Source organism: Prosthecobacter sp. (assembly GCF_044222345.1).
GTDB lineage: Bacteria > Verrucomicrobiota > Verrucomicrobiia > Verrucomicrobiales > Verrucomicrobiaceae > Prosthecobacter.
Window position 1 is genome coordinate 36,785 of record NZ_JBGANL010000001.1, and the last position, 20,445, is coordinate 57,229.

The 20,445-nt window shown below is 59.5% G+C and carries 14 protein-coding genes; 13 read left to right on the forward strand and 1 reads right to left on the reverse strand.

Annotated features, from left to right (window positions below; translation table 11 throughout):
* Positions 1 to 6: 6 nt before the first annotated feature.
* The 5 genes from ACILSL_RS00150 (at position 7) to ACILSL_RS00170 (ending at position 6,465) form a co-directional block, all read left to right on the forward strand.
* Complete coding sequence (locus ACILSL_RS00150; RefSeq protein ID WP_395729959.1) at positions 7 to 1,338, forward strand: DUF1552 domain-containing protein; 1,332 nt, start codon at positions 7 to 9, stop codon at positions 1,336 to 1,338.
* A 39-nt stretch (positions 1,339 to 1,377) separates the two neighbouring features.
* On the forward strand, positions 1,378 to 3,189 hold the full coding sequence (locus tag ACILSL_RS00155; protein WP_395729960.1) for a GMC oxidoreductase: 1,812 nt from the start codon (positions 1,378 to 1,380) through the stop codon (positions 3,187 to 3,189).
* Positions 3,189 to 3,833, forward strand: a complete 645-nt coding sequence (locus ACILSL_RS00160) for a gluconate 2-dehydrogenase subunit 3 family protein (RefSeq protein WP_395729961.1) — start codon at positions 3,189 to 3,191, stop codon at positions 3,831 to 3,833. The genes ACILSL_RS00155 and ACILSL_RS00160 overlap by 1 nt, the downstream gene beginning before the upstream one ends.
* A 74-nt stretch (positions 3,834 to 3,907) precedes the next feature.
* Positions 3,908 to 5,773 (forward strand): alpha/beta hydrolase domain-containing protein, encoded by a 1,866-nt coding sequence (locus ACILSL_RS00165; RefSeq protein WP_395729962.1) that lies wholly within the window; start codon positions 3,908 to 3,910, stop codon positions 5,771 to 5,773.
* Positions 5,774 to 5,799: 26 nt separating this feature from the next.
* Positions 5,800 to 6,465, forward strand: coding sequence for an SGNH/GDSL hydrolase family protein (locus tag ACILSL_RS00170; protein ID WP_395729963.1), 666 nt, complete (start codon positions 5,800 to 5,802; stop codon positions 6,463 to 6,465).
* 4 nt (positions 6,466 to 6,469) lie between these two features.
* Here the strand turns inward: ACILSL_RS00170 and ACILSL_RS00175 are convergent, their stop codons facing one another.
* On the reverse strand, positions 6,470 to 7,594 hold the full coding sequence (locus ACILSL_RS00175; protein WP_395729964.1) for a hypothetical protein: 1,125 nt from the start codon (positions 7,592 to 7,594) through the stop codon (positions 6,470 to 6,472).
* Between the two features lie 159 nt (positions 7,595 to 7,753).
* Between ACILSL_RS00175 and ACILSL_RS00180 the strand changes: the two genes are divergently transcribed.
* The 8 genes from ACILSL_RS00180 to ACILSL_RS00215 all read left to right on the forward strand — a co-directional run bounded on the left by ACILSL_RS00180 (position 7,754) and on the right by ACILSL_RS00215 (position 20,440).
* Positions 7,754 to 10,900, forward strand: coding sequence for a DUF1549 domain-containing protein (locus ACILSL_RS00180; protein ID WP_395729965.1), 3,147 nt, complete (start codon positions 7,754 to 7,756; stop codon positions 10,898 to 10,900).
* Between the two features lie 4 nt (positions 10,901 to 10,904).
* Complete coding sequence (locus ACILSL_RS00185; RefSeq protein WP_395729966.1) at positions 10,905 to 12,311, forward strand: DUF1501 domain-containing protein; 1,407 nt, start codon at positions 10,905 to 10,907, stop codon at positions 12,309 to 12,311.
* A 76-nt stretch (positions 12,312 to 12,387) separates the two neighbouring features.
* Positions 12,388 to 13,572, forward strand: coding sequence for a sialidase family protein (locus ACILSL_RS00190; protein ID WP_395729967.1), 1,185 nt, complete (start codon positions 12,388 to 12,390; stop codon positions 13,570 to 13,572).
* Positions 13,573 to 13,591: 19 nt separating this feature from the next.
* Complete coding sequence (locus tag ACILSL_RS00195; protein WP_395729968.1) at positions 13,592 to 14,836, forward strand: hypothetical protein; 1,245 nt, start codon at positions 13,592 to 13,594, stop codon at positions 14,834 to 14,836.
* 37 nt (positions 14,837 to 14,873) lie between these two features.
* Entirely contained in the window at positions 14,874 to 15,881 is a 1,008-nt protein-coding gene (locus tag ACILSL_RS00200; protein WP_395729969.1) for a Gfo/Idh/MocA family protein, read from the forward strand.
* Positions 15,878 to 16,915: an alkaline phosphatase D family protein gene (locus tag ACILSL_RS00205; RefSeq protein ID WP_395729970.1), complete on the forward strand. Its 1,038-nt coding sequence runs from the start codon at positions 15,878 to 15,880 to the stop codon at positions 16,913 to 16,915. The genes ACILSL_RS00200 and ACILSL_RS00205 overlap by 4 nt, the downstream gene beginning before the upstream one ends.
* A 3-nt stretch (positions 16,916 to 16,918) precedes the next feature.
* A complete protein-coding gene (locus ACILSL_RS00210; RefSeq protein ID WP_395729971.1) occupies positions 16,919 to 19,045 on the forward strand; it encodes a PSD1 and planctomycete cytochrome C domain-containing protein in 2,127 nt (708 codons plus the stop codon).
* 57 nt (positions 19,046 to 19,102) lie between these two features.
* Positions 19,103 to 20,440 (forward strand): DUF1501 domain-containing protein, encoded by a 1,338-nt coding sequence (locus tag ACILSL_RS00215; protein ID WP_395729972.1) that lies wholly within the window; start codon positions 19,103 to 19,105, stop codon positions 20,438 to 20,440.
* The last annotated feature ends 5 nt before the right edge of the window (positions 20,441 to 20,445 follow it).

A 20,445-nucleotide genomic window follows, 5' to 3' on the forward strand; every position in this document is an offset into this window, starting at 1 on the left:
ACTCCTATGCACACACATCATTACTCACGTCGAGCCTTCCTGCGCGGAGCAGGCATCTCCATGGCACTGCCGTGGATGGAGTCCTTCAATGTTTGGGGAGATGAACCCAAACGTGACAAGCCCGCCAGCGAGGCTCCGGTGCGCCTGTGCGTCACCTTTTCCGGCAATGGCTTTCATTCGAAGGAATGGTGGGCCAAAGGCGAAGGGAAGGGGATGGAGCTGGGCAAAGTCCTGCAGCCTCTGCACGATTTTCGCGAAAAGCTTCTCTTTGTGCGCGGCCTCTATCATGAGGAGGCACGGAAGGGAAACATCCACTCCTCGCAGACTGGCAACATGCTCTCCGGCGCACCGATTGCCTCCGGCGGCGAGATCCGCTCAGGCACCAGCTTTGACCAGGTGCTCGCGCAGACTTATGGCCGCAGCACCAAGGTGCCCAGCCTTGTGCTGGCCTGTGAGAAGTCGAACCCCTCGGTGCATAAAAACTACTCCATGCTCTACAGCTCCCACATCTCGTGGAGCTCGCCCACCACTCCGACACCGCTGGAGCTCTACCCCGCACTGGCCTTTGACCGACTCTTCAAAGACGAAGCCTCTCCTGCTGATAAAAGTGTGCTGGATGCGGTGCTCGCTGAAGCACGGGATCTCAAGCGTGACATCAGCCTCAATGACCAGCGCAAGCTCGATGAATATCTCGACTCCGTTCGCGATGTGGAAAAGCGCATCGAAAACGCCGGCAAGCGTGGCGAGCTGCAGGGCTGGCGGCCCACGCTGGACAAACCCAATATCAAGCGTCCTGCCGATGGCATCCCTCAGGACATCGGCGAACACATGAAGCTTATGATTGATCTTCTCGTGCTCGGTTTTCAGACTGACACCACGCGCATCACCACCTTGAAGCTCAACAATGACCACAGCGCCCTGCGCTTTCCCAATCTGCCCAGTGTGCAACAGGTCGGGCATGGCATCGACTACATGATCCATCATCTGCTCTCCCACAGCGATGCCGAGGACTGGCTGAAGGTGAACCAGTTCTTCATGGAGCAGCTGGCCTACCTTGCGCGCAAATTGGACGCCATTCAGGAGGGTTCGCGCACGCTGCTGGACAATACCATGATCATGCACTGCTCAAGCATGATGGCCGGTGCCAAACACGACAACGACCAGCTTCCCGTCATTGTACTCGGCGGCGCTGGCGGGCGGCTCAAAGGTGGCCGTGCACTCGACTATAAAGACAAGCCTGAGCGCCAGATGTGCCGTCTCTTCATGTCCATGATGGACAAGATGGGCCAGCACCCGAAGATTTTTGGCGACGCAAAAATGATGCTGGAAGAGGTTTGAAAACCATGCGTTTTCGCTTTTGAGTTCCTTTCTTATCTCATGCCCATCATCACCGCCGACAAACTCCGGGATTCTTATGACGTGGTCATCGTTGGTTCGGGGGCGGGCGGCGGGCAGACGGCCTACACGCTGACGATGGAGGGCCTGAAGGTGCTCATTCTGGAGGCGGGTCGTGCGTTTGATGTGCAGTCTGAGGTGGCGATGCTGCAGCTGCCAAGCCAGGCGCCCTTGCGCGGTGAGAGAACGCCTGACAAGCAGTACGGTTTCCACGATTGCTCGATCAACAGCGGCTGGGACATTCCCGGTGAGCCCTATACCAATGCGAGCAAGGAGCCGGAGGATCAGTTCCGCTGGTGGCGGCAGCGCATGATGGGCGGGCGCACCAACCACTGGGGGCGCATCTCTCTGCGCAACGGGCCGTATGATTTCAAGCCGCGCACACGCTTTGATCTCGGGTTCGACTGGCCGATCGGCTATGACGACATCGCGCCTTACTACGACAAGGTGGAGATGCTGATCGGCGTCTTCGGCACGAACGAAGGCTTGGAGAACTCTCCGAATTCATCGCCAGGCGTACTGCAACCAGCACCCAAGCTGCGCGTGGGCGAGCTTTATGCGCAGAAGCACGGTAAAAAGGTCGGGGCGCACGTGGTATCCATTCATCGTGCGGTGCTGACCAAGCCTCAGGATGCGGACACGCTGCCAGCCAAGCTGCACCCAGGCAATGCCAAGGCGCAGAGCATCCTGGCGGATTCCATGCGGACACGGTCGCCCTGCTTTTGGGCCACGGACTGCCATCGCGGCTGTTCCATCCGTGCCAACTACGATTCGCAAACGGTGCATCTGCGGCCCGCGCTGGCCACGGGAAACCTCGACATTCTGCCGAATGCGATGGCTCGGGAGGTCACGCTGGACAAACAGGGCAAGGCCACGGGCATCACGTTCATCAACAAGACGAATGGCAGCGAGGGGTACGCCAAGGGCCGTGCCGTGGTGCTGGCAGCCAGCTCTCAGGAGTCAGTGCGGCTGCTGCTGAACTCGAAGTCGAATGCGTTTCCTCAGGGACTCGCGAACTCCAGTGGCAAGGTGGGCAAATACGTCACGGACTCGGTGTCGAGCAGTCTCAGCGCGTACATTTCGGCCTTTGAGGGAATGCCGATCCACAATGAGGATGGCGCCGGTGGTCCGCACGCCTATGTGCCGTGGACGCTGCATGCGCAAAACAGCAAAGGCGAGCTGGGCTTTCCCGGCGGCTACCATCTGGAGTTTACAAGTGGGCGACAGATGCCTTCGCTGACGACGCTGAACGGCATCGAGAGCAAGCTGGGCCACGAGGGTGTGCTGTTTGGTGCAAAGCTTAAAGAAGAGGCACGGCGGTACTACGGCTGTCAGCTTGGCTTTGGTGCGCAGGGGACCATGCTGCCGAACGACGGCTCCTTCTGCGAACTCGATCCCGAGTTGAAGGATCAGTGGGGCATCCCGGTGCTGCGCTTCCACTGGAAGTGGACGGACTTCGAACTCAACCAGGTGAAGCATCAGCAGCAGCGCATCCGTGAATTGCTCGAAGCCATGGGCGGCAAAGTGTCGGCGAAGGCCGATTCAGATCCGGCCAAGCTCATCCGGCGCGGTGGCGAGGTGATTCATGAGGTCGGGGGAGCGATTATGGGCGCAAACCGCGAGTCCTCGGTGACCAATCAATGGAGCCAGACCTGGGACGTGAAAAATCTCTTCCTGGCGGATGGTGCCCCCTTCGCCAGCACGGCGGACAAGAACCCCACGCTCACCATCATGGCGCTGGCCTGGCGCATGGCTGACCACCTGATGGACGAAATGAAGAAAGGAAACATCTGATGAGCACCCCTGACGAACTCCCCCGCATGGACCGCCGCAAGGCGCTGCAATGGATGCTCACCGCCACGGCGACCATGGCTGTGCGTGATCCGAATCTTCTCGCGGCTGACGCCAGCCCCATCAAAGCCCAGGGCTACGGGCCTGATCCGGTGATGGTGAAAGTGTACAAGCCCGGTGATGTCTGGCCGCTCACGCTTGCCGAACCCCAGCGCCGCACCACGCGTGCCCTGTGCGATGTCATCCTGCCTGCGGATGAAGCTTCACCCAGTGCCTCGGCTCTCGGCGTGCCTGACTTTATCGACGAATGGATCAGCTCGCCCTATCCTGCGCAAGCAGGTGATCGACGTCTCGTGCTCGAAGGCCTGCAGTGGATCGATCAGGAGGCAAACACCCGTTTTGGCAAAGTGTTTGCTGATCTCGCGCTCGAACAGCAAACCGCCATTTGCAGTGATATTGCTGCCGCCAAGCCGCTGCCCGCTTTCAAGAAGGCTGCGACATTCTTCAAACGCTTTCGCGATCTCACCGCAGGCGGCTACTACACCACACCCGAAGGCATGAAAGCCATCGGCTATGTGGGCAACATGCCCTCCGGCACCTTCGAAGGGCCTCCCATTGAGGCGCTCAAGCATGTGGGACTCGCGTGACGTTTTGCAAGTTCCCCCGCGATCGTGAGATGAGGTCGCTGTCAAAAAATAGAAATAGGTGCTGTATTAAAGCGATGTCTTTGTTTCCTCGATTCTTCCTTTTCCTGCTGATCGCCTGCCACGTGCGTGCTGCTGTTGTACGCGTGGAGGTCTTGGAGCGTTCGAACATGGGAACGACCGGCTATGAGCAGATCGTCGGACGGCTTTATTTCGAAATTGATCCAGCTTTGCCTGGCAATGCCGTCATCGCCGATGTGTCGCTGGCTCCGGTGAATGCGGCGGGCAAGGTCAGTTTTTCTGCGGACATGCGCCTCTTGAAGCCGAAATCCGCTGCGAGCAGCAATGGCGCTGCCTGGGTGGAGATTCCAAACCGTGGAGGCAAGGCGGGGCTGAGCGATTGGATCGTGAAAAATGGCTTCACCGTGTTGAATGTCGGCTGGGAGTTCGACGTGCCCGCACAGCCCGGCAAAATGAGCATCCAGGTGCCATCGGCGCGAAACAAGGATGGCAGTGCGATTCGTGGCGTGGTGAGTGCCACCTTCACGCCTGACAAACCTGCGGATGAACAAACACTCACGGATCTGACGTCTTACCCGCCGGTGAACGCTGAAGGCCCTGAGAGCCGGTTGATCGTGCGGTCGCGCATGGCCTATCCCGGAGGGACTGAGATTGCGCGAAAAGCATGGAGCCTGAAGGGTGACCGGCTTCATCTGGAAGGCGGGTTTGAGCCGGGGAAAACGTATGAGATCTTCTATCTGGCTGAAGCACCGCCGCTGGCCGGACTTGGCTATGCCGCCATCCGCGATGCCGTGGCATGGCTGAAGCATGATGCAGGCTCACTGGCCCCAGTCAAACATGCGTATGCGTTTGGCTCCTCGCAGTGCGGTCGGTTTTTGCGCGACTTTGTTTATCTCGGCTTCAATACCGATGAGCAGGACCGCCAGACATTGGATGGTGTGATGTCCCATGTGGCGGGCGCAGGTCGTCTGGTGCTGAACCAGCGCTGGTCCACCCCGCGCGCTTTGGCGGGTTTTTACACGGCTTCGTATCCTTTTGCAGACACGGCCCGGGCTGATGCTGTGAGCGGTCATGCGGAAGGCATCTTGGAAAACTCACGGGTGAAACATCCGCCCAAGGTTTTCTACACGAACACGGCCGCTGAATACTGGGGTGCAGGTCGTGTGGCGGCACTGACGCACACGACTCCAGACGGGGGAAAGGATATTTCATTCCCGGAAAATGTGCGCTCCTATTTCTTCGCAGGTACACAGCACGGCGCAGCGAGCTTCCCTCCGACCTCGCAGGCCAAAGACGCGCCGCTGGCCAATCCCGTCAATCCCAGCGCAGTGGTCACGGCCCTGAGGCTGGCGATGCATCGCTGGGTGACGGAGGGCACGGCTCCGCCGCCCAGTGTGTATCCGAAACTCGCGGACGGCACGCTTGTTCCGGTTGCAGAGGTACGGTTTCCAAGCATCCCCGGCATGGGCGATCCGAGGCTGCTGAAAGCGGGCGGCCGCGTGCGCAATCCCCGGTGGGCTGACGGCGCCGGTGAAGGTGCGGAACTGCCGCTGCTGGTGCCGCAGGTGGATACGGATGGCAATGACATCGCTGGCATCCGCATGCCGGACGTGGCGGTGCCTCTGGGCACGGCAACTGGCTGGGTGTTTCGTTCGGCTTCGATGAGTTCACCGCTGGAGCCTGTGCTGCTGCGTGGTGCCTGGGTTCCTTTTGCAGCCACGCGTGGACAACGCGAAGCGGCGCATGATCCTCGTCCAGCGCTGGCGGAACGATATGCATCGCGGGAATCCTACTTGTCCCAGGTGAAAGACGTCCTGCAAAAGCTTATCACTCAGAGGCTCCTCAGCGCGCAGGATCTCGAATCTCAGCTCAAGCAGGCGGGTGATCGCTGGGACTGGGTGATGCACCGGCCTGCGCAGTAATCACATTTTTCCATCCATCCAACCATATGACCATTCATCGTCTCCTCCTCCTCATCTTCTTCCTCATCTGCGTCACAGTTCACGCCTCGGCGCAGACCAAGGTGCTCTTCGTCGGCAACAGCATCACCAAACACGGCCCGAAGAAAGACATCGACTGGTCGGGCAACTGGGGCATGGCAGCGAGTGCCGAGGCAAACGACTACGTGCACCTCGTCACCAAGGCTCTGACGGAGAAAGCAGGCACCGCACCCCAGGTGATGGTGAAGAATATCGCCGACTTTGAGCGCGCTTACTCAGGCTACGACATCGCGGCCAAACTGAAGGAGGCCATTGAGTTCAAGGCGGACCTCATCATCCTCGCCATCGGTGAGAATGTGCCGGGTCTGAAGACGGCCGAGGACAAGATGAAGCTGCAGGCCAGTGTGGCCGCGTTGCTGCGTGCTCTCAAGGGAGACCGCAAGCCCGCAATCCTCGTGCGCAGTTGCTTCTGGGCCAATGCCGCCAAGGATGAAGCCCTCCAGCAGGCCTGCGCCGCCGTGGATGGCATTTACGTCAACATCGGCAGCCTGAGCAAAGATGAAGCGAACTACGCACGCTCAGAGCGGCCCTACAAACACGCGGGCGTGGCGAATCATCCTGGTGACAAGGGCATGGCGGCCATTGCTGCGGCCTTGGTGAAGGCACTGCCTTGAGTTTCTAACGGATCGCTTTGAAATAATCAGATGCTGCTGCTCTGAACTCCGTGTCGGCGGGAGGTTTGCCGGTGCGTGTGATGCATTCAGTGACAAACCGCCGTGCCCATAGGTAGTAGAGGCGGTGGGTTTCATACACCGGCTGTTTGACGCCCTTGTCGTCGATCATCCAAAAGCCGCGCTGCTGACCGCTGGCATCGAGTTCATTGTTGTAAAGCTCCCAGTAAAGAATGAAAGGGCAGCCCCATTCCAGTGCTGCCTGGATGGTAATGCGTGAGAGGCGGTCCTGCTCCTGTGGCGAGTGATGTGACCTGCCATTGTGAAACACGGAGTAGCCGTATTCACCGATGAAGACACGCCTGCCCTGAATGCCGGATTTCGGCTGGAGCTTGGACTCGATGTAGCTGAGCACGGCTTTGATTGCCTCCGGCTTGGGCTCGTTCGTGACGTCATAGGCCGAGTAGGAGACACAATCCACCGGCACATGGGTGAGCACTTGGTTGGCCAAAGTTGGGCGGCCTTCGCGCAGGGAGATTGTGGGGTGGTTGAGCTCGGTGTAGTGCCAGACCTGAACGTCCTGGTGGGGCGTGTCGCGTTTGGCGTCGTCCACGGCGCGTTGCCGGGTGGTCAACCAATCGATCATGCCCTGTACTTTCTCAGGGGTCATTTGGGCGTCTGCGGCTTTGCTGATGCTGCCGCGCAGGAGGTTGTCGCCCTCCCAGTGCCCCAGGTAGAAGGTCTTGCCGGTGCCACTGTAGGTTTTCAGCAGATGCACGACGAGGGCGTACATTTCCACATATTCCAGCTCCGCATGGGCTTTGGAGAAGCCCTGCTTCCACGAAGTGTTCGCGAAAGGCTCGGCCCAGAGCTGGAAATTGGCAAAGGGCATGTCCAGCACCTTGCGGTGGGCGGGTTCGTCGCGTGCCAGTTCGACCAGTGAACGGGCGCCCGGATACTGCTTCGGTTTGGGCCGGAGGTCGAATTTCATGCAACTCGCCCCCATGGCGTGGATGACCTCGGCAGACTCCACCAGAGGATCCTGGCCGGTGAACTGGTACTTGCCACCGATGGCCTGCGTGCCGAGGATGTAGTTGAAACGATCCACCGCGGGCAGTTCAGCGGCCGCCATTCCTGCAGCGAATAGCAGGAGGATTGTCAAAGGCTTACAGGAGCAGGGGGGCATGCGGCACCCAGAGAAGCATTCTTTTCCTCCCAAGACACTCAAACAGGCATGATTTTGCCAATTTTCGTGTCCAAAGACGTACTCCTCAGGCCTTTTATTATCGACATGACACGGTCACGCCTTCCAGCCCTCCTTTTCCTTCTCACCTGCCACACTGCGGGAGTGTCGTTTGCTGCAGACGACGATGCCGCGCGTTCGGCGATGAAGTTCTTCGAAAACGAAGTGCGCCCGATTTTGGTGAAACGCTGCTTCGAATGCCATAGCAAGACCAAACAGAAGGGCGGCCTGCGTGTGGACAACATCGGCTATTTAAAGACGGGCGGTGACACCGGCCCCGCCTTGATTCCTGGCCATCCGGAGAAGTCGGCCTTGGTCGAGGCGATTCATTACAAAGACGAGGAGTTTCAGATGCCGCCTAAAAACAACGGTGGCAAGATGCCCGACGCTGAGATCGCTGTTCTGGAAAAGTGGATCAAGCTGGGCGCGCCTTGGCCGCAGGATGCGGCTGAGAAAGTCGTCGTGACAGAAGGCGGCTTCACTGAGGAGCAGCGGAACTACTGGTTTTTCAAACCGGTGGCAAAAGTTTCACCGCCCACGGTGAAGAGTTCATGGGTGCGCAACGACATCGACCGCTTCATCATGGCGAAGCAGATGGAGATGAAGCTCGACCCGGCGACGGAGGCAGACCGCAATGAACTGGTGCGGCGCGTGTATTTTGATCTGCACGGCCTGCCACCGACTCGCGAGCAGATCGATGCCTTTGTGAATAACAAGGACCCGCGTGCTTATGAAAAGCTGGTGGATGAACTGCTGGCCAGCCCTCAATACGGAGAGCGCTGGGCGCAGCACTGGCTCGACCTTGTGCGCTATGCCGAGAGCGACGGCTACAATGCGGATGCCTATCGTCCGTCCGTGTGGCCTTATCGCGACTACGTCATCAAATCCTTCAACAACGACAAGCCCTACGATCAATTCGTGCGCGAGCAGCTCGCGGGTGATGAGATCGCGCCGAATGATCCGGATGTGCTGATCGCCACCTGCTTCCTGCGCAATCCAGTGTACGAATGGAACCAGCGCGATGCGCGCGGTCAGTGGGACATCATTCTCACCGACATGACGGACACCACCGGCGAGCTCTTCCTAGGCCTGAGCATGGGCTGCGCGCACTGCCACAATCACAAGTTTGACCCCATCCTGCAGAAGGACTACTACCGCCTGCGCGCCTTTCTGGCCCCGGTGCAATGGCGCGATGATCTGAAGCTGGCGACGCCTGCTCAAAAGAAAGCGCACGACGAACAGCTGGCCAAATGGGAGACCGCCACCGCCGACATCCGCGCCAAGATGGACGCGATGACGAAGCCGATCCTGGAGCCTCGGGTGGAGCGTGCGCTGACACGCTTCACGGATGATCTGCAGGAGATGGTGCGGAAGCCGGACAACAGGCGCGAGGCCTTGGAAAAACAGCTCGCCGGTCTGTGCGAGCGCCAGATGCAGCAGGTGCGTGACACCTTTGATCCGATCAAGAGCCTCAAGACGGATGAGCAGAAGGCGCAGTACAAAGCGCTGGAGGAAGAGATGAAGAAATTCGACAACCTCAAGCCGAAGCCCCTGCTGGACGCCTTTGTGGCGACGGATGCGGGGCCCAAGGCGCCGTCTGTCGCGCTCAAAACACGCAAAGGAGAGCAGGAAATCGCCCCCGGCTTCCTCACTTTGCTGGAGCCCAAGGAGCCCGAGATCAAACCCATCGGCAATTCCACAGGCCGCCGCACTGTGCTGGCAAACTGGATCACGCGCCCGGACAACCGGCTCTCCACACGCGTCATCGTGAACCGCATATGGCAGTACCATTTCGGCCGCGGCATCGTCGCGACGGCGAGTGACTTCGGCAAGCTGGGCGAGAAACCCACGCACCCCGAACTGCTCGACTACCTCACCACCAAGTTCGTTGCCAATGGCTGGCACATGAAGCCACTGCATCGTGAGATCATGCTTTCTGCGACGTACCGACAGACTGCCCGGCGTGAGCCGACCTCTGCCATTGCGAAGATTGATCCGTCCAATCATTACCTCTGGCACTTCAATCCCCGCCGCCTTGATGCGGAGCAGGTGCGTGACGCGCTGCTGGCCGCCAGCGGCGAACTTGACCCGCAGGCGGGTGGTCCCGCCGATGATGGCAATGGCACCCGTCGCTCCATCTACACGAAAAAGAAGCGCAACAATCAGAATGAACTGCTGCGTGCCCTTGATGCGCCCGCAGGTTTTGCCAGTACCTCCGAACGTCAAAGCACCACTACGCCGACGCAGGCGCTGCAACTGCTCAATGGCGACTGGCTGCTGGCCCGTGCACGCAAGCTGGCCGCACGCGTGGAAAACATTGATGATGTCTGGCTCGCCGTGCTGGGCCGGCTGCCCACGAAGCTGGAGCGCCAGAAAGCAGAATCCTTTTTGAAGAAACGAGCAGGCACTGCGACTGCGCCGGTGGTGGCAAACGATGCGGATGAAAGCAGTGGCGCATTCAAGGAGAACTCCCCGCATGAGCGCCTCATCGTCCAAAACGGCGAGAAGGAGGGGGATGAATTCACCGTGGAGGCCATCGCGAGCCTGAACAGCGTTGATATGAATGCTTCGGTGCGTACCATTGCCTCTCGCTGGTTTGGCGGAAAAGACAGCTTGGAGGCCTTCGGCTGGAGCCTTGGGGTGACAGGTGAAAAATCACGCTACAAGCCGCGCAACGTCATCATCCAGGTGGTTGGAGAAGATGAGAACTCCAACATCGGCTATCAGGTCGTGCCATCGGACATCCATATTGAACTGGGCCGCCGTTATCACATTGCCGCACGTGTTTCATGTGTCGGGCATACCGTCACTTTCACCGTGCGTGATCTCGACACGGCGGGAGCCGCAGCGCAGACAGTCGTGGTGCCCATGGACATTCGTTCGAAACTCAGCATGGGCTCTTCGCAGCTCGTGATTGGCGGTCTGCACAAGCGCGCGCCCACGCATCAATGGGATGGCCGGATCGAGGCTTTGCGCGTGGCCAGCGGCGTGCTGGATGACAAGGCGCTCAATGAAGACGCTGAGAAATGGGCGGCCGGTCTCGTCATCTGGCGTTCCGCAGATCCGCTGACTTCGCAGCTGGCATGGTCTGGATCGGACACGAAAACGGTTGAGGCGGACGATCCATTCCGCCAGGCCATGAATGATCTCTGCCAGGTCCTGCTGAACACGAACGAGTTCTTTTATCTTCACTAACACCATGAGCTGCAATCGATTCGATCTTCCCAATACTCGGCGTGAGTTTCTTCAAACCGCAGGCTGCGGCTTCGGTGCCGTGGCACTGGCCGGTTTGATGGGTGAAAAAAATGCCTCTGCCGCCACCACACTTCCGCAGCGTGCGGCCAAGGCCAAGAGCGTGATCTTCCTGTTCATGGAAGGCGGGCCCAGCCACCTCGACACCTTTGATTACAAGCCGCTGCTGAACAAGCTGGCCGGTCAGTCTCTGCCTGCGAGTTTCAAGCCGCCGATCACCGCCATGGGGGAAACCAAGTCGCCGCTGCTCGAATGCAAACGCACCTGGAAGCAGTACGGTCAGGGCGGCCTGTGGATCTCGGACTGGTTTCAAAACGTGGCGCAGCATGCGGACGACCTCGCGGTGATTCATTCCTGTGCATCGAGCGGTATCAATCATGCCGGTGGCGTATGTTCCATGAATACCGGCTCTGTCTTTGGCGGGCGCCCTTCGCTCGGTGCCTGGGCCTCGTATGGGCTTGGCTCTGAAAATCAAAATCTGCCCGGCTTTGTGGTCATCAAAGACAGCGAAGCTACCGTGGTGAATGGGGTGCGCAACTGGGGCACCGGCTTCATGCCCGCCGTGTATCAGGGCGTGGAGTTCAACTCTGACGGCGTGCCGATCAAATACCTGGAAAATCCCAAAGGCGTGGATCGCAAACGTCAGCGCGACAAGCTCGACCTGCTTGGTGCTTTGAACCGTGATTACGGGGCATCCCGCGCCAGCAACACCGAGCTCGATGCCCGCATTCGTGGCTATGAACTCGCCTACAAGATGCAGGCTGAGGCACCCCAGGCGGTGGATCTCAGCAAGGAGACCGAGGCGACGAAGCAGCTTTACGGCATGGACAACGAGGCCACTGCTGTGTTTGGCCGCAACTGCCTGCTCGCCCGCCGTCTCGTCGAAAGTGGTGTGCGCTTCATCCAGCTCTACAGCGGTGCCGGCAGCAAATGGGACAGCCACAAGGGTATTGAGGTGAATCATTCGCGCCTCTGCAATGCTGTTGATAAACCCATCGCCGGCCTTCTTGCCGATCTGAAGGCTCGGGGTCTGCTCGACGAAACCCTCGTCATCTGGGGCGGCGAATTTGGTCGCACCCCCATGAGTGAGCAGGGCGACGGCCGTGACCACAATCCCACAGGCTTTACCATGTGGATGGCCGGTGGCGGCGTGAAGGGCGGCCAGACCTACGGTGCCACCGACGACCTCGGGCTCTATGCCATCGAAGACCGCCTGCATGTGCATGACATCCATTCGACCATCCTGTACTTGATGGGCCTGGATCACACCAAGCTCGTCTATAACCACAAAGGCCGTCCCGAACGCATTGACCAGAACGAAGGGCACCCGATGACGAAACTGCTGGGCGCTTGACCGTGGTGGTGGTGGTGGGCGCTTCACCAGGATGATTCCTTTGCAAAGCCTTCGTGAGGTTGTCCGTTTGCTTTGCATGCATCTTCGTACTCTTGCCGCTCTCGTCCCTTTGTTGCTCACCTCCGCCTACGCCCAAACCGGGCTGCAAAAGAAGGACGTCACTCTGGTGCCTCCGAAGAGCCTCAAAACAAAACTCGCGCCGGGCTACACGATTCCTGTCGTTGATATCAGCGGTGAGAAGGAGCGCCAGGTCATCGTGGATCAGGAGAAGGGCCAGTACCTCGGCCACCCGACCACGCTGCTGCTCGAAGACAACAAAACCATGCTCATCGTCTATCCAAAGGGGCACGGGCGCGGGCCCATCGTTTACAAGCGCAGCAATGACGCGGGCCTGACGTGGGGCGAGCGGCTGCTGACGCCAAAATCATGGGAGACTTCCTTGGAGGTGCCGACGCTGCACCGGGTGGTGGATGCGAATGGCAAGAAGCGCATCATCATGTTCAGCGGTCTTTACCCCATCCGCATGGCCATTACCGAAGATGATGGGGCAAACTGGAGCGAACTGGCACCCATCGGCAACTTCGGCGGCATCGTCGCCATGGGCACGGTGATCGATCTGAAAACACCGGGCCATTATCTCGCTTTCTTCCATGACGATGGCCGCTATATCCGAGGCGCACCGGCAAAGGCATGGCGCTTTTGGGTCTACACCACACTTTCCAAAGATGGTGGACTCACATGGAGCGCGCCCGCACCCATCGCCATGCTGCCAGATGCCAGCCTTTGCGAGCCTGGCGCGTTGCGTTCGCCGGATGGGAAGCAGATCGCCGTGCTGCTGCGCGAGAATTCACGGAAGTACAATTCGTTTGTCATTTTCTCGAACGATGAAGGCCAGACCTGGAGCGAGCCCAAGGAACTGCCCGCAGCTCTGACTGGGGACCGCCACGTCGCCAAATACACACCCGATGGCCGCCTGTTCATCAGCTTCCGTGACACCACTCATGTCAGTTCGACCAAGGGCGACTGGGTCGGATGGGTGGGCAAATATGAGGACATCGTCAACGGTGCCGAGGGTCAGTATCGAGTGCGCATCATGGACAACACCAAAGGCGCTGACTGCACCTACCCTGGCATCGAGGTGCTGCCAGATGGCACCATCGTCACCACCACTTACGGACATTGGACGGCAGGTGAAGCTCCTTACATCGTGAGTGTGCGTTTCAAGCTTGCAGAGCTCGATGCAAAGGCCGCCAAACAATAAACCGTCAATTTTTACAGCCATGACTTCATCCCCCAACCGCCGTCAGTTTCTCTCCACGCTTGCTCTCGGATCGCTCGCTGCACGCGGGCAGGAGGCACCCAAGTTTCCGCCAACACGGGTCATTACCAAAGGCCCCGGGTTTCATTGGTTCGCCTACTATGACAAGCTCCAGTTCTCGCCGGACAATCGCTTTGTGCTCAGCAACAAGGTCAGCTTCGAGCATCGCTCTCCGACGGCGGACGATGAGATCGAAGTCGGCATGGTCGATCTTCAGGAGAAAGACAAATGGATCCCTCTCGGCAAGTCCCGCGCCTGGTGCTGGCAACAGGGCTGCATGCTGCAATGGATTCCCGGCTCCGAGTCCAAGGTGATCTGGAATGACCGTGAGAAGGATCGCTTCGTCAGTCATATCCTCGATGTGAAGACGGGCGAGAAGCACACGATTCCCAGCCCCATCTACGCGCTGGCACCGAATGGCAAAGAAGCCGTGAGCTGTGATTTTTCACGCGTGGCCGATTGCCGGCCCGGCTACGGCTATACCGGCATCAAGGATCGCTTCTTTGATGACATGGCCCCTGCGGGCAGCGGCGTCACCCACGTGAACCTCGAAACCGGCGCGGAGAAGCTCATTGTCTCGCACGAGCTGCTCGCCAAGACCGGCGTGGTCATGGAAAACCATCCCGGCTCAAAGCATCACGCTTATCACCTTCTCGTCGGTCCTGATGGTAAACGCTTCATCATGCTGCACCGCTGGACGCAGCCAAAAGGCGGCCACCTGACGCGCCTCATCACGGCCAACATGGACGGCAGTGATCTCCGCATCGTCATCCCCAATGGCTACGCCTCGCACTTCATCTGGCGCGATGCCACGCACATCCTCTCCCAAGCCAAGGACTGGCTCGGCAACAAGGAGTGGGGCGATTTCCTCTTCGAAGACAAGGACAGCGGCATCGTTGAGGAGATCGGTCATGGCGTGCTCGACAGTGGTGGCCACCTGACCTATCTGCATCGCAACGAGTGGATTCTGAACGACACCTATCCCAAAAGCGTGCGCCGCATCCAGACGCCGCACCTGTATCACATCGCCACCAACAAACGCATCGACCTCGGCGAGTTCCACCTGCCCCGGGAATACTCCGGCGAATGGCGTGTGGACAATCATCCACGTTCCAGCCGCGATGAACGCTGGGTCTGCATCGACGCTCCACATGGCGACCAAGGACGCCAGCTGCACCTCATCGATATTCAGGGGCTGATGACCTGATCAACCTCAGCACTTCACAGCGTACGTGTCAGCCATTATGAAACAGGTTCTTCCACTCGCCGCGGCTCTCTTCTTCAGTCTGGCAGGCTCCGCTCTCTCCCAGGACACGCTCAAGCCGCTTCGTGCAGGCATCATCGGTCTCGATACCTCGCATGTGCCCGCATTCACCAAGCTCTTCAACAATCCGAAGGCCGATGGTGATCTTGCGGGCATCAAGGTGGTGGCGGGTTATCCCGGCGGCACCGACATGCCTGCCAGCAAGGACCGCGTGGCGAAATTCACCGAGCAGGTGCGCGGCATGGGCGTGGAGATTGTGGACTCCATTTCCAAGCTGCTCGAAAAAGTCGACGTTGTGCTGATTGAGAGCGTGGATGGGCGCATCCATTTGAAAGAAGCACGTGAGGTCTTCCAATCGGGCAAGCTCGTCTACATCGACAAACCCATTGCGGGAACTCTTCCGGAGACCATCGCGTTGTTTGAGCTCGCGAAGAAGCATCACGTCAAGACTTGGTCGAGTTCGTCATCACGCTTTGGGGCGGACCTTCTCACCCTGCAAGGTAACGAAGAAATTGGCGACATCCTCGGCGTGACGACCTGGGGGCCGTGTTCCTATCAGAGCGGCACACCGGACTTGTTTTTCTACGCCATCCACGGCATCGAATCGCTCTTCACACTCATGGGCACTGGCTGCGAAACCGTTTCACGCGCCAAGGGGTCCATCAGTGATCAGGTCACTGGCGTGTGGAAGGACGGGCGAATTGGCACTTATCGTGGCATCGTGAAAGGCAAATCCGAATTCGGTGCCCTGGTGTACGGCAGCAAGGGCGTGCGGCAGGGGGCCAAAACCATCAGCTATGAGGCCTTGTGCCGGCAGATCGGCAAGTTCTTCCGGACGGGAGAGGCACCGGTGAGCGAAGCCGAGACGATCGAAATATTCACCTTCATGGAGGCGGCGGATGAAAGCCTGCGCCAAGGCGGCAAACCTGTCGCGCTGGCGGACGTGCTGGCGAAGGCAAAAGCAGAGGCTGCCAAACTTGTACCATGAACTCAGCGCTCTCTTCGATGCCCCGGCTCAACACCCGCCGTCATTTCCTCGCCACTCTTCCCGCCATTGGTTGGGCGGCAGCCCACGCAGCGGATGAGCTTCCGTTGCAGGACATCGTCTTTGGCTCCTGCCTCGACACGCATGACCACCCGATGCTTGACCGCACGCTTACTCTGCCGCGAGATCTGTTCATCTTCATGGGGGACAACATCTATGCGGACAAAGGCGGCATCCCGATGATGCAGGAAAAGTACGCGCTGCTCAAAAACAGCCGCTTTTTCAAAGGCCTGCAAAACAAGCCCATCCTCGCCACCTGGGACGATCACGACTTTGGCGAAAACGATGGCGGCGGGAGCTATCCGCAAAAAAAAGAGGCGCACGTGGAGTTCTGGAACTGGCTCGACGAACCCGCTTCATCGCCACGCCGTCAGCAGGAGGGCGTGTATCACGCGCGGACCTTCGGTCCGGCAGGCAAGCGCGTGCAGGTGGTCATGCTGGACACACGCTACTTTCGCAGTCCGCTTAAAAAAGTGCCGAAGGACAAAGCCTTGCTCGGCGGCTCTTACGTTCCCACAGATGACACTGCCGCCACCATGCTTGGCGCAGAGCAATGGAGCTGGCTCGCGCAAGTGCTCCAGCAGCCGGCGGAACTTCGTTTGATCGTTTCCAGCATCCAGTTTGCCCCTGAAGTGCATGGTGGCGAATGCTGGGCCAACATGCCGCACGAGCAGCAGAAGCTGCTGAAACTCCTGCGGGGGCAGACTGCGGTGGTTTTGAGTGGCGACCGCCACTGGTGTGAGTTCTCGCACAATGGCGTGTTTGATTTCACCACCAGCTCAATGACGCAGAAGCATCCGCGCGGCACCCCCACGCCGAACAAGTACCGCTGCATGCCCCAGACCTACCATCTGCCCAACGTCGGTCATCTACGCATCGACTGGGACGCTGCCACCATCACGGTGAAGGTCTTCGGTGAAGACGGCGGCACCAAGATAGCGCAGACTCTGCCTTTCCGTGAACTGCTGATCAGCTAGCCCATGCGTCTCGTCGTTCCATTCGTCTTCATGGTCTCCTGCGGCGCTCTCGCTGCAGAAGCGCGTGTGGAATTCAATCGCGACATTCGTCCCATACTCGCTGCGAAATGCTATGCCTGTCATGGACCGGACGAAGACAAGCGCGAGGCTGACCTGCGACTGGATGTGCGTGCCGAGGCCGTGAAGGCTGCCATCAAGCCCGGCCAGCCCGACGCGAGCGAGTTGTGGCAACGCATCACACACACGGATCCTGCTGACGTGATGCCGCCGCCTTCGTCGCCGAAGCAGCTTACCAAAGCCGAGCGTAATCTCTTCCGCCGTTGGATCTCCGAAGGTGCGGAGTATCAAAATCACTGGGCCTTTGAACCGATCGCGCGCCCTGCGGTGCCGTTGTCGGACAGCAAAAATCCCATTGATGCTTTCATCGCTGCCAGGCTCCGCACGCACGGCCTCAAGCCTGCGCCAGCAGCCTCACCTGCCACCTTGATTCGCCGCGTTTATCTTGATCTCACCGGCCTGCCACCTTCCCCATCCGACCTCGCCGTTCTATCCGATTGGTCGGAACAACAATACGAGCAGATCGTGGACCGCCTTCTTGCCTCGCCCAACTTCGGCGAACGCTGGGCGCGCCACTGGCTGGACATGGCGCGTTATGCGGATTCCAACGGCTTCCTCGGCGATGGTCTACGCCCCAACGCCTACCTGTATCGCGACTGGGTCATCCGTGCCTTCAACACCGACCTTCCGTTTGATCAGTTCACTATTGAGCAAATCGCAGGCGACCTGCTGCCGCAACCCTCGCCGGAGCAAATCACCGCCACTGGCTTTCATCGTAATGCCGCACTGAACACCGAAGCCGGGGTGGACAAGGAGGAGGCACGTTATCAAAACATCGTGGATCGCGTCAATACGACCGGTCGTGTCTGGATGGGCCTCACCGTGGGCTGCGCTCAGTGCCACACGCACAAATACGATCCCATCACCATTCGCGACTACTACAGCTTTTATGCCTTCTTCGACAACACCGTGGATCGTGATGATGCGAAGACCAAGGCGCAGGCGCTGGCCGAGGCGGACAAGGATCGCCGCCAGACCTATGTCCATCTGGCGGGCGACTACACCCGCCGCGGACCGGATGTCATTCCCGCCAGCCTTTCCGCGCTGCCGCCGATGGCAAAGCCCGTTCAGCCTGAGCCCGGCCGCCTCGATCTCGCGCACTGGCTTGTCTCGCCGCAGCACCCGCTCACCAGTCGCGTCGCAGTGAATCACATCTGGAGCAAGCTCTTCGGGTTTGGCTTCGTGCGAACGCCGGATGACTTTGGAACCGCCGGCGAGTCGCCCTCGCATCCCGAACTTCTCGACTGGCTGGCCTCTGAGTTCATGCGCAATGGCTGGAGCCGCAAACGGCTCATCAAGCTCATCGTGATGAGTGAGACTTACCGCCAGTCTTCGACTCATCGCGAAGACATCGTTGAACTCGATCCGCTGAACTGCCTCCTCGCCCGCCAGAACCGCATCCGCCTGGACGCTGAAATCCTGCGCGACTCCGCACTCGCCGTCAGCGGTTTGCTGAAGCGCACCCTCGGCGGCCCCAGCTTCCGGCCACCATTGCCGGAGGATGTCTTTGATGTGGGCCGTTCTTCAAACTGGCAGGCCAGTCCTGGCGACGAAATTTACCGCCGCAGCCTGTACATCATCACTCTGCGCAGCGTGCTGTATCCCACGCTCACCACCTTTGATTCACCCGACGCCGCAGACGCCTGCGTGCGCCGCGAGCGCAGCAACACGCCACTTCAGGCGCTCGCCATGATGAACGACAGTGTCTTCGTCGAAGCCGCCCAGGCGCTCGCCCTGCGCACGATGCACGAGTCAGCTCAGGGCACAGCCGGCCGCCTGCGTCATCTTTTTGAATGCACGCTGAACCGTCCGCCACGTGCTGAGGAGCTGCAGCGGCTCACCGTCTTTCATGCCGCGCAGCTGGCCAGCGTTCAGAAGGGTGGCGCGGAGGCCTTGCAGATTTTGGGCGGCACCAGCGCTTCCGTGCCCGTGTCCCGTCAGATCGAAGCCGCCACGCTCGTCGCTGTCGCGCGGGTGCTCATGAACTTGGATGAGTTCATCAATCGTGAATAGCCTCCTTTCCTCACCTCGCCACCGCAACACCTTCGCCTCAGCCTCCGTTTAGACCCCATGCTTACTCTGTTCTCCAAACAATCCGCCAACCGTTACTGTGACGGCCTTTCGCGACGTTCGTTTCTGCGTATCGGCGGTCTCGGTCTCGGAGGCCTGAGCTTTCCAGAACTGCTGCGTGCGGAGTCGGCTCAGGGAGTCGGCAAATCGCAGAAGGCGCTCATCCTTGTCTACCTGCCGGGCGGTCCTCCGCATCAGGACATGTATGATATCAAGCTGAACGCGCCGTCCGAGGTGCGTGGTCCGTTCAAGGCCATCGGCACCAATGTTTCAGGCATCCAGATCAGCGAGCACCTGCCGCGCATGGCGAAGATGGCGGACAAGCTCACCTTCATCCGCAGCGTTGTGGGTGCGAAGGACCGGCATGAGAGCTTTCAGTGTGTGACGGGCCGCCTCAGCAACAATGCGCCTCCGGGCGGCTGGCCGGAGATCGGCAGTGTGGTGTCCAAGCTCAAAGGCGGCGCACCCACGGTGCCCGGCTACGTGAATCTCTCGCAGCAGATGAAGCACACGCCTTACAATCAGGGGCGCCCGAGTTTCCTTGGCGTGGCGCATGCTCCCTTCATGCCTTTGGAGCGTGGAAAAGAAGACATGTCACTCAATGGTGTGACCTTGGAGCGTTTGGGGGATCGACGAGGACTGCTCTCTGCTTTCGACACCTTCCGTCGCGAGACGGATGCCTCGGGCACCATGACGGGCATCGATGTCTTCCGGCAGCAGGCCTATGGCATTCTGACCTCCTCGCAGCTTGTGGATGCTCTCGACCTTTCCAAAGAGTCTCCCAAGGTCCGCGAGCGCTACGGCAAAGGTACTGAAAAAATTCAGGGCGATGCCGCGCCGCGGCTCAATGAGCAGTTCCTGCTGGCACGCCGGCTCGTCGAAGCCGGTGTGCGCGTGGTGACACTCAGCTACAGCTTTTGGGACTGGCACGGGCAGAACTTCAAATACGCGCAGGAAAACCTGCCCGATTTCGATCAGGCAATCTCCGCCCTTGTACAGGATTTGCATGAACGAGGCATGGACAAGGATGTGACCGTGCTCGCCTGGGGCGAATTCGGGCGCACGCCGCGTGTGAATGACAAAGGCGGTCGTGATCACTGGCCGAATGTTTCCTGCGCTTTGCTCGCCGGGGGCGGCATGCAGAATGGGCAGGTCATCGGCGCCACAGATCGCCTCGGCGGCGAGGCCACGGACCGACCTGTGCATTTCCAGGAGATCTTCGCCACACTCTACAACAATCTGGGCATCAATCCGCATACCAGCACGGTGTCTGACTTCTCCGGTCGCCCTCATTACCTGGTCGATAACGAATTCCAGTCGATCAAGGAGCTGGCCTGACCCTT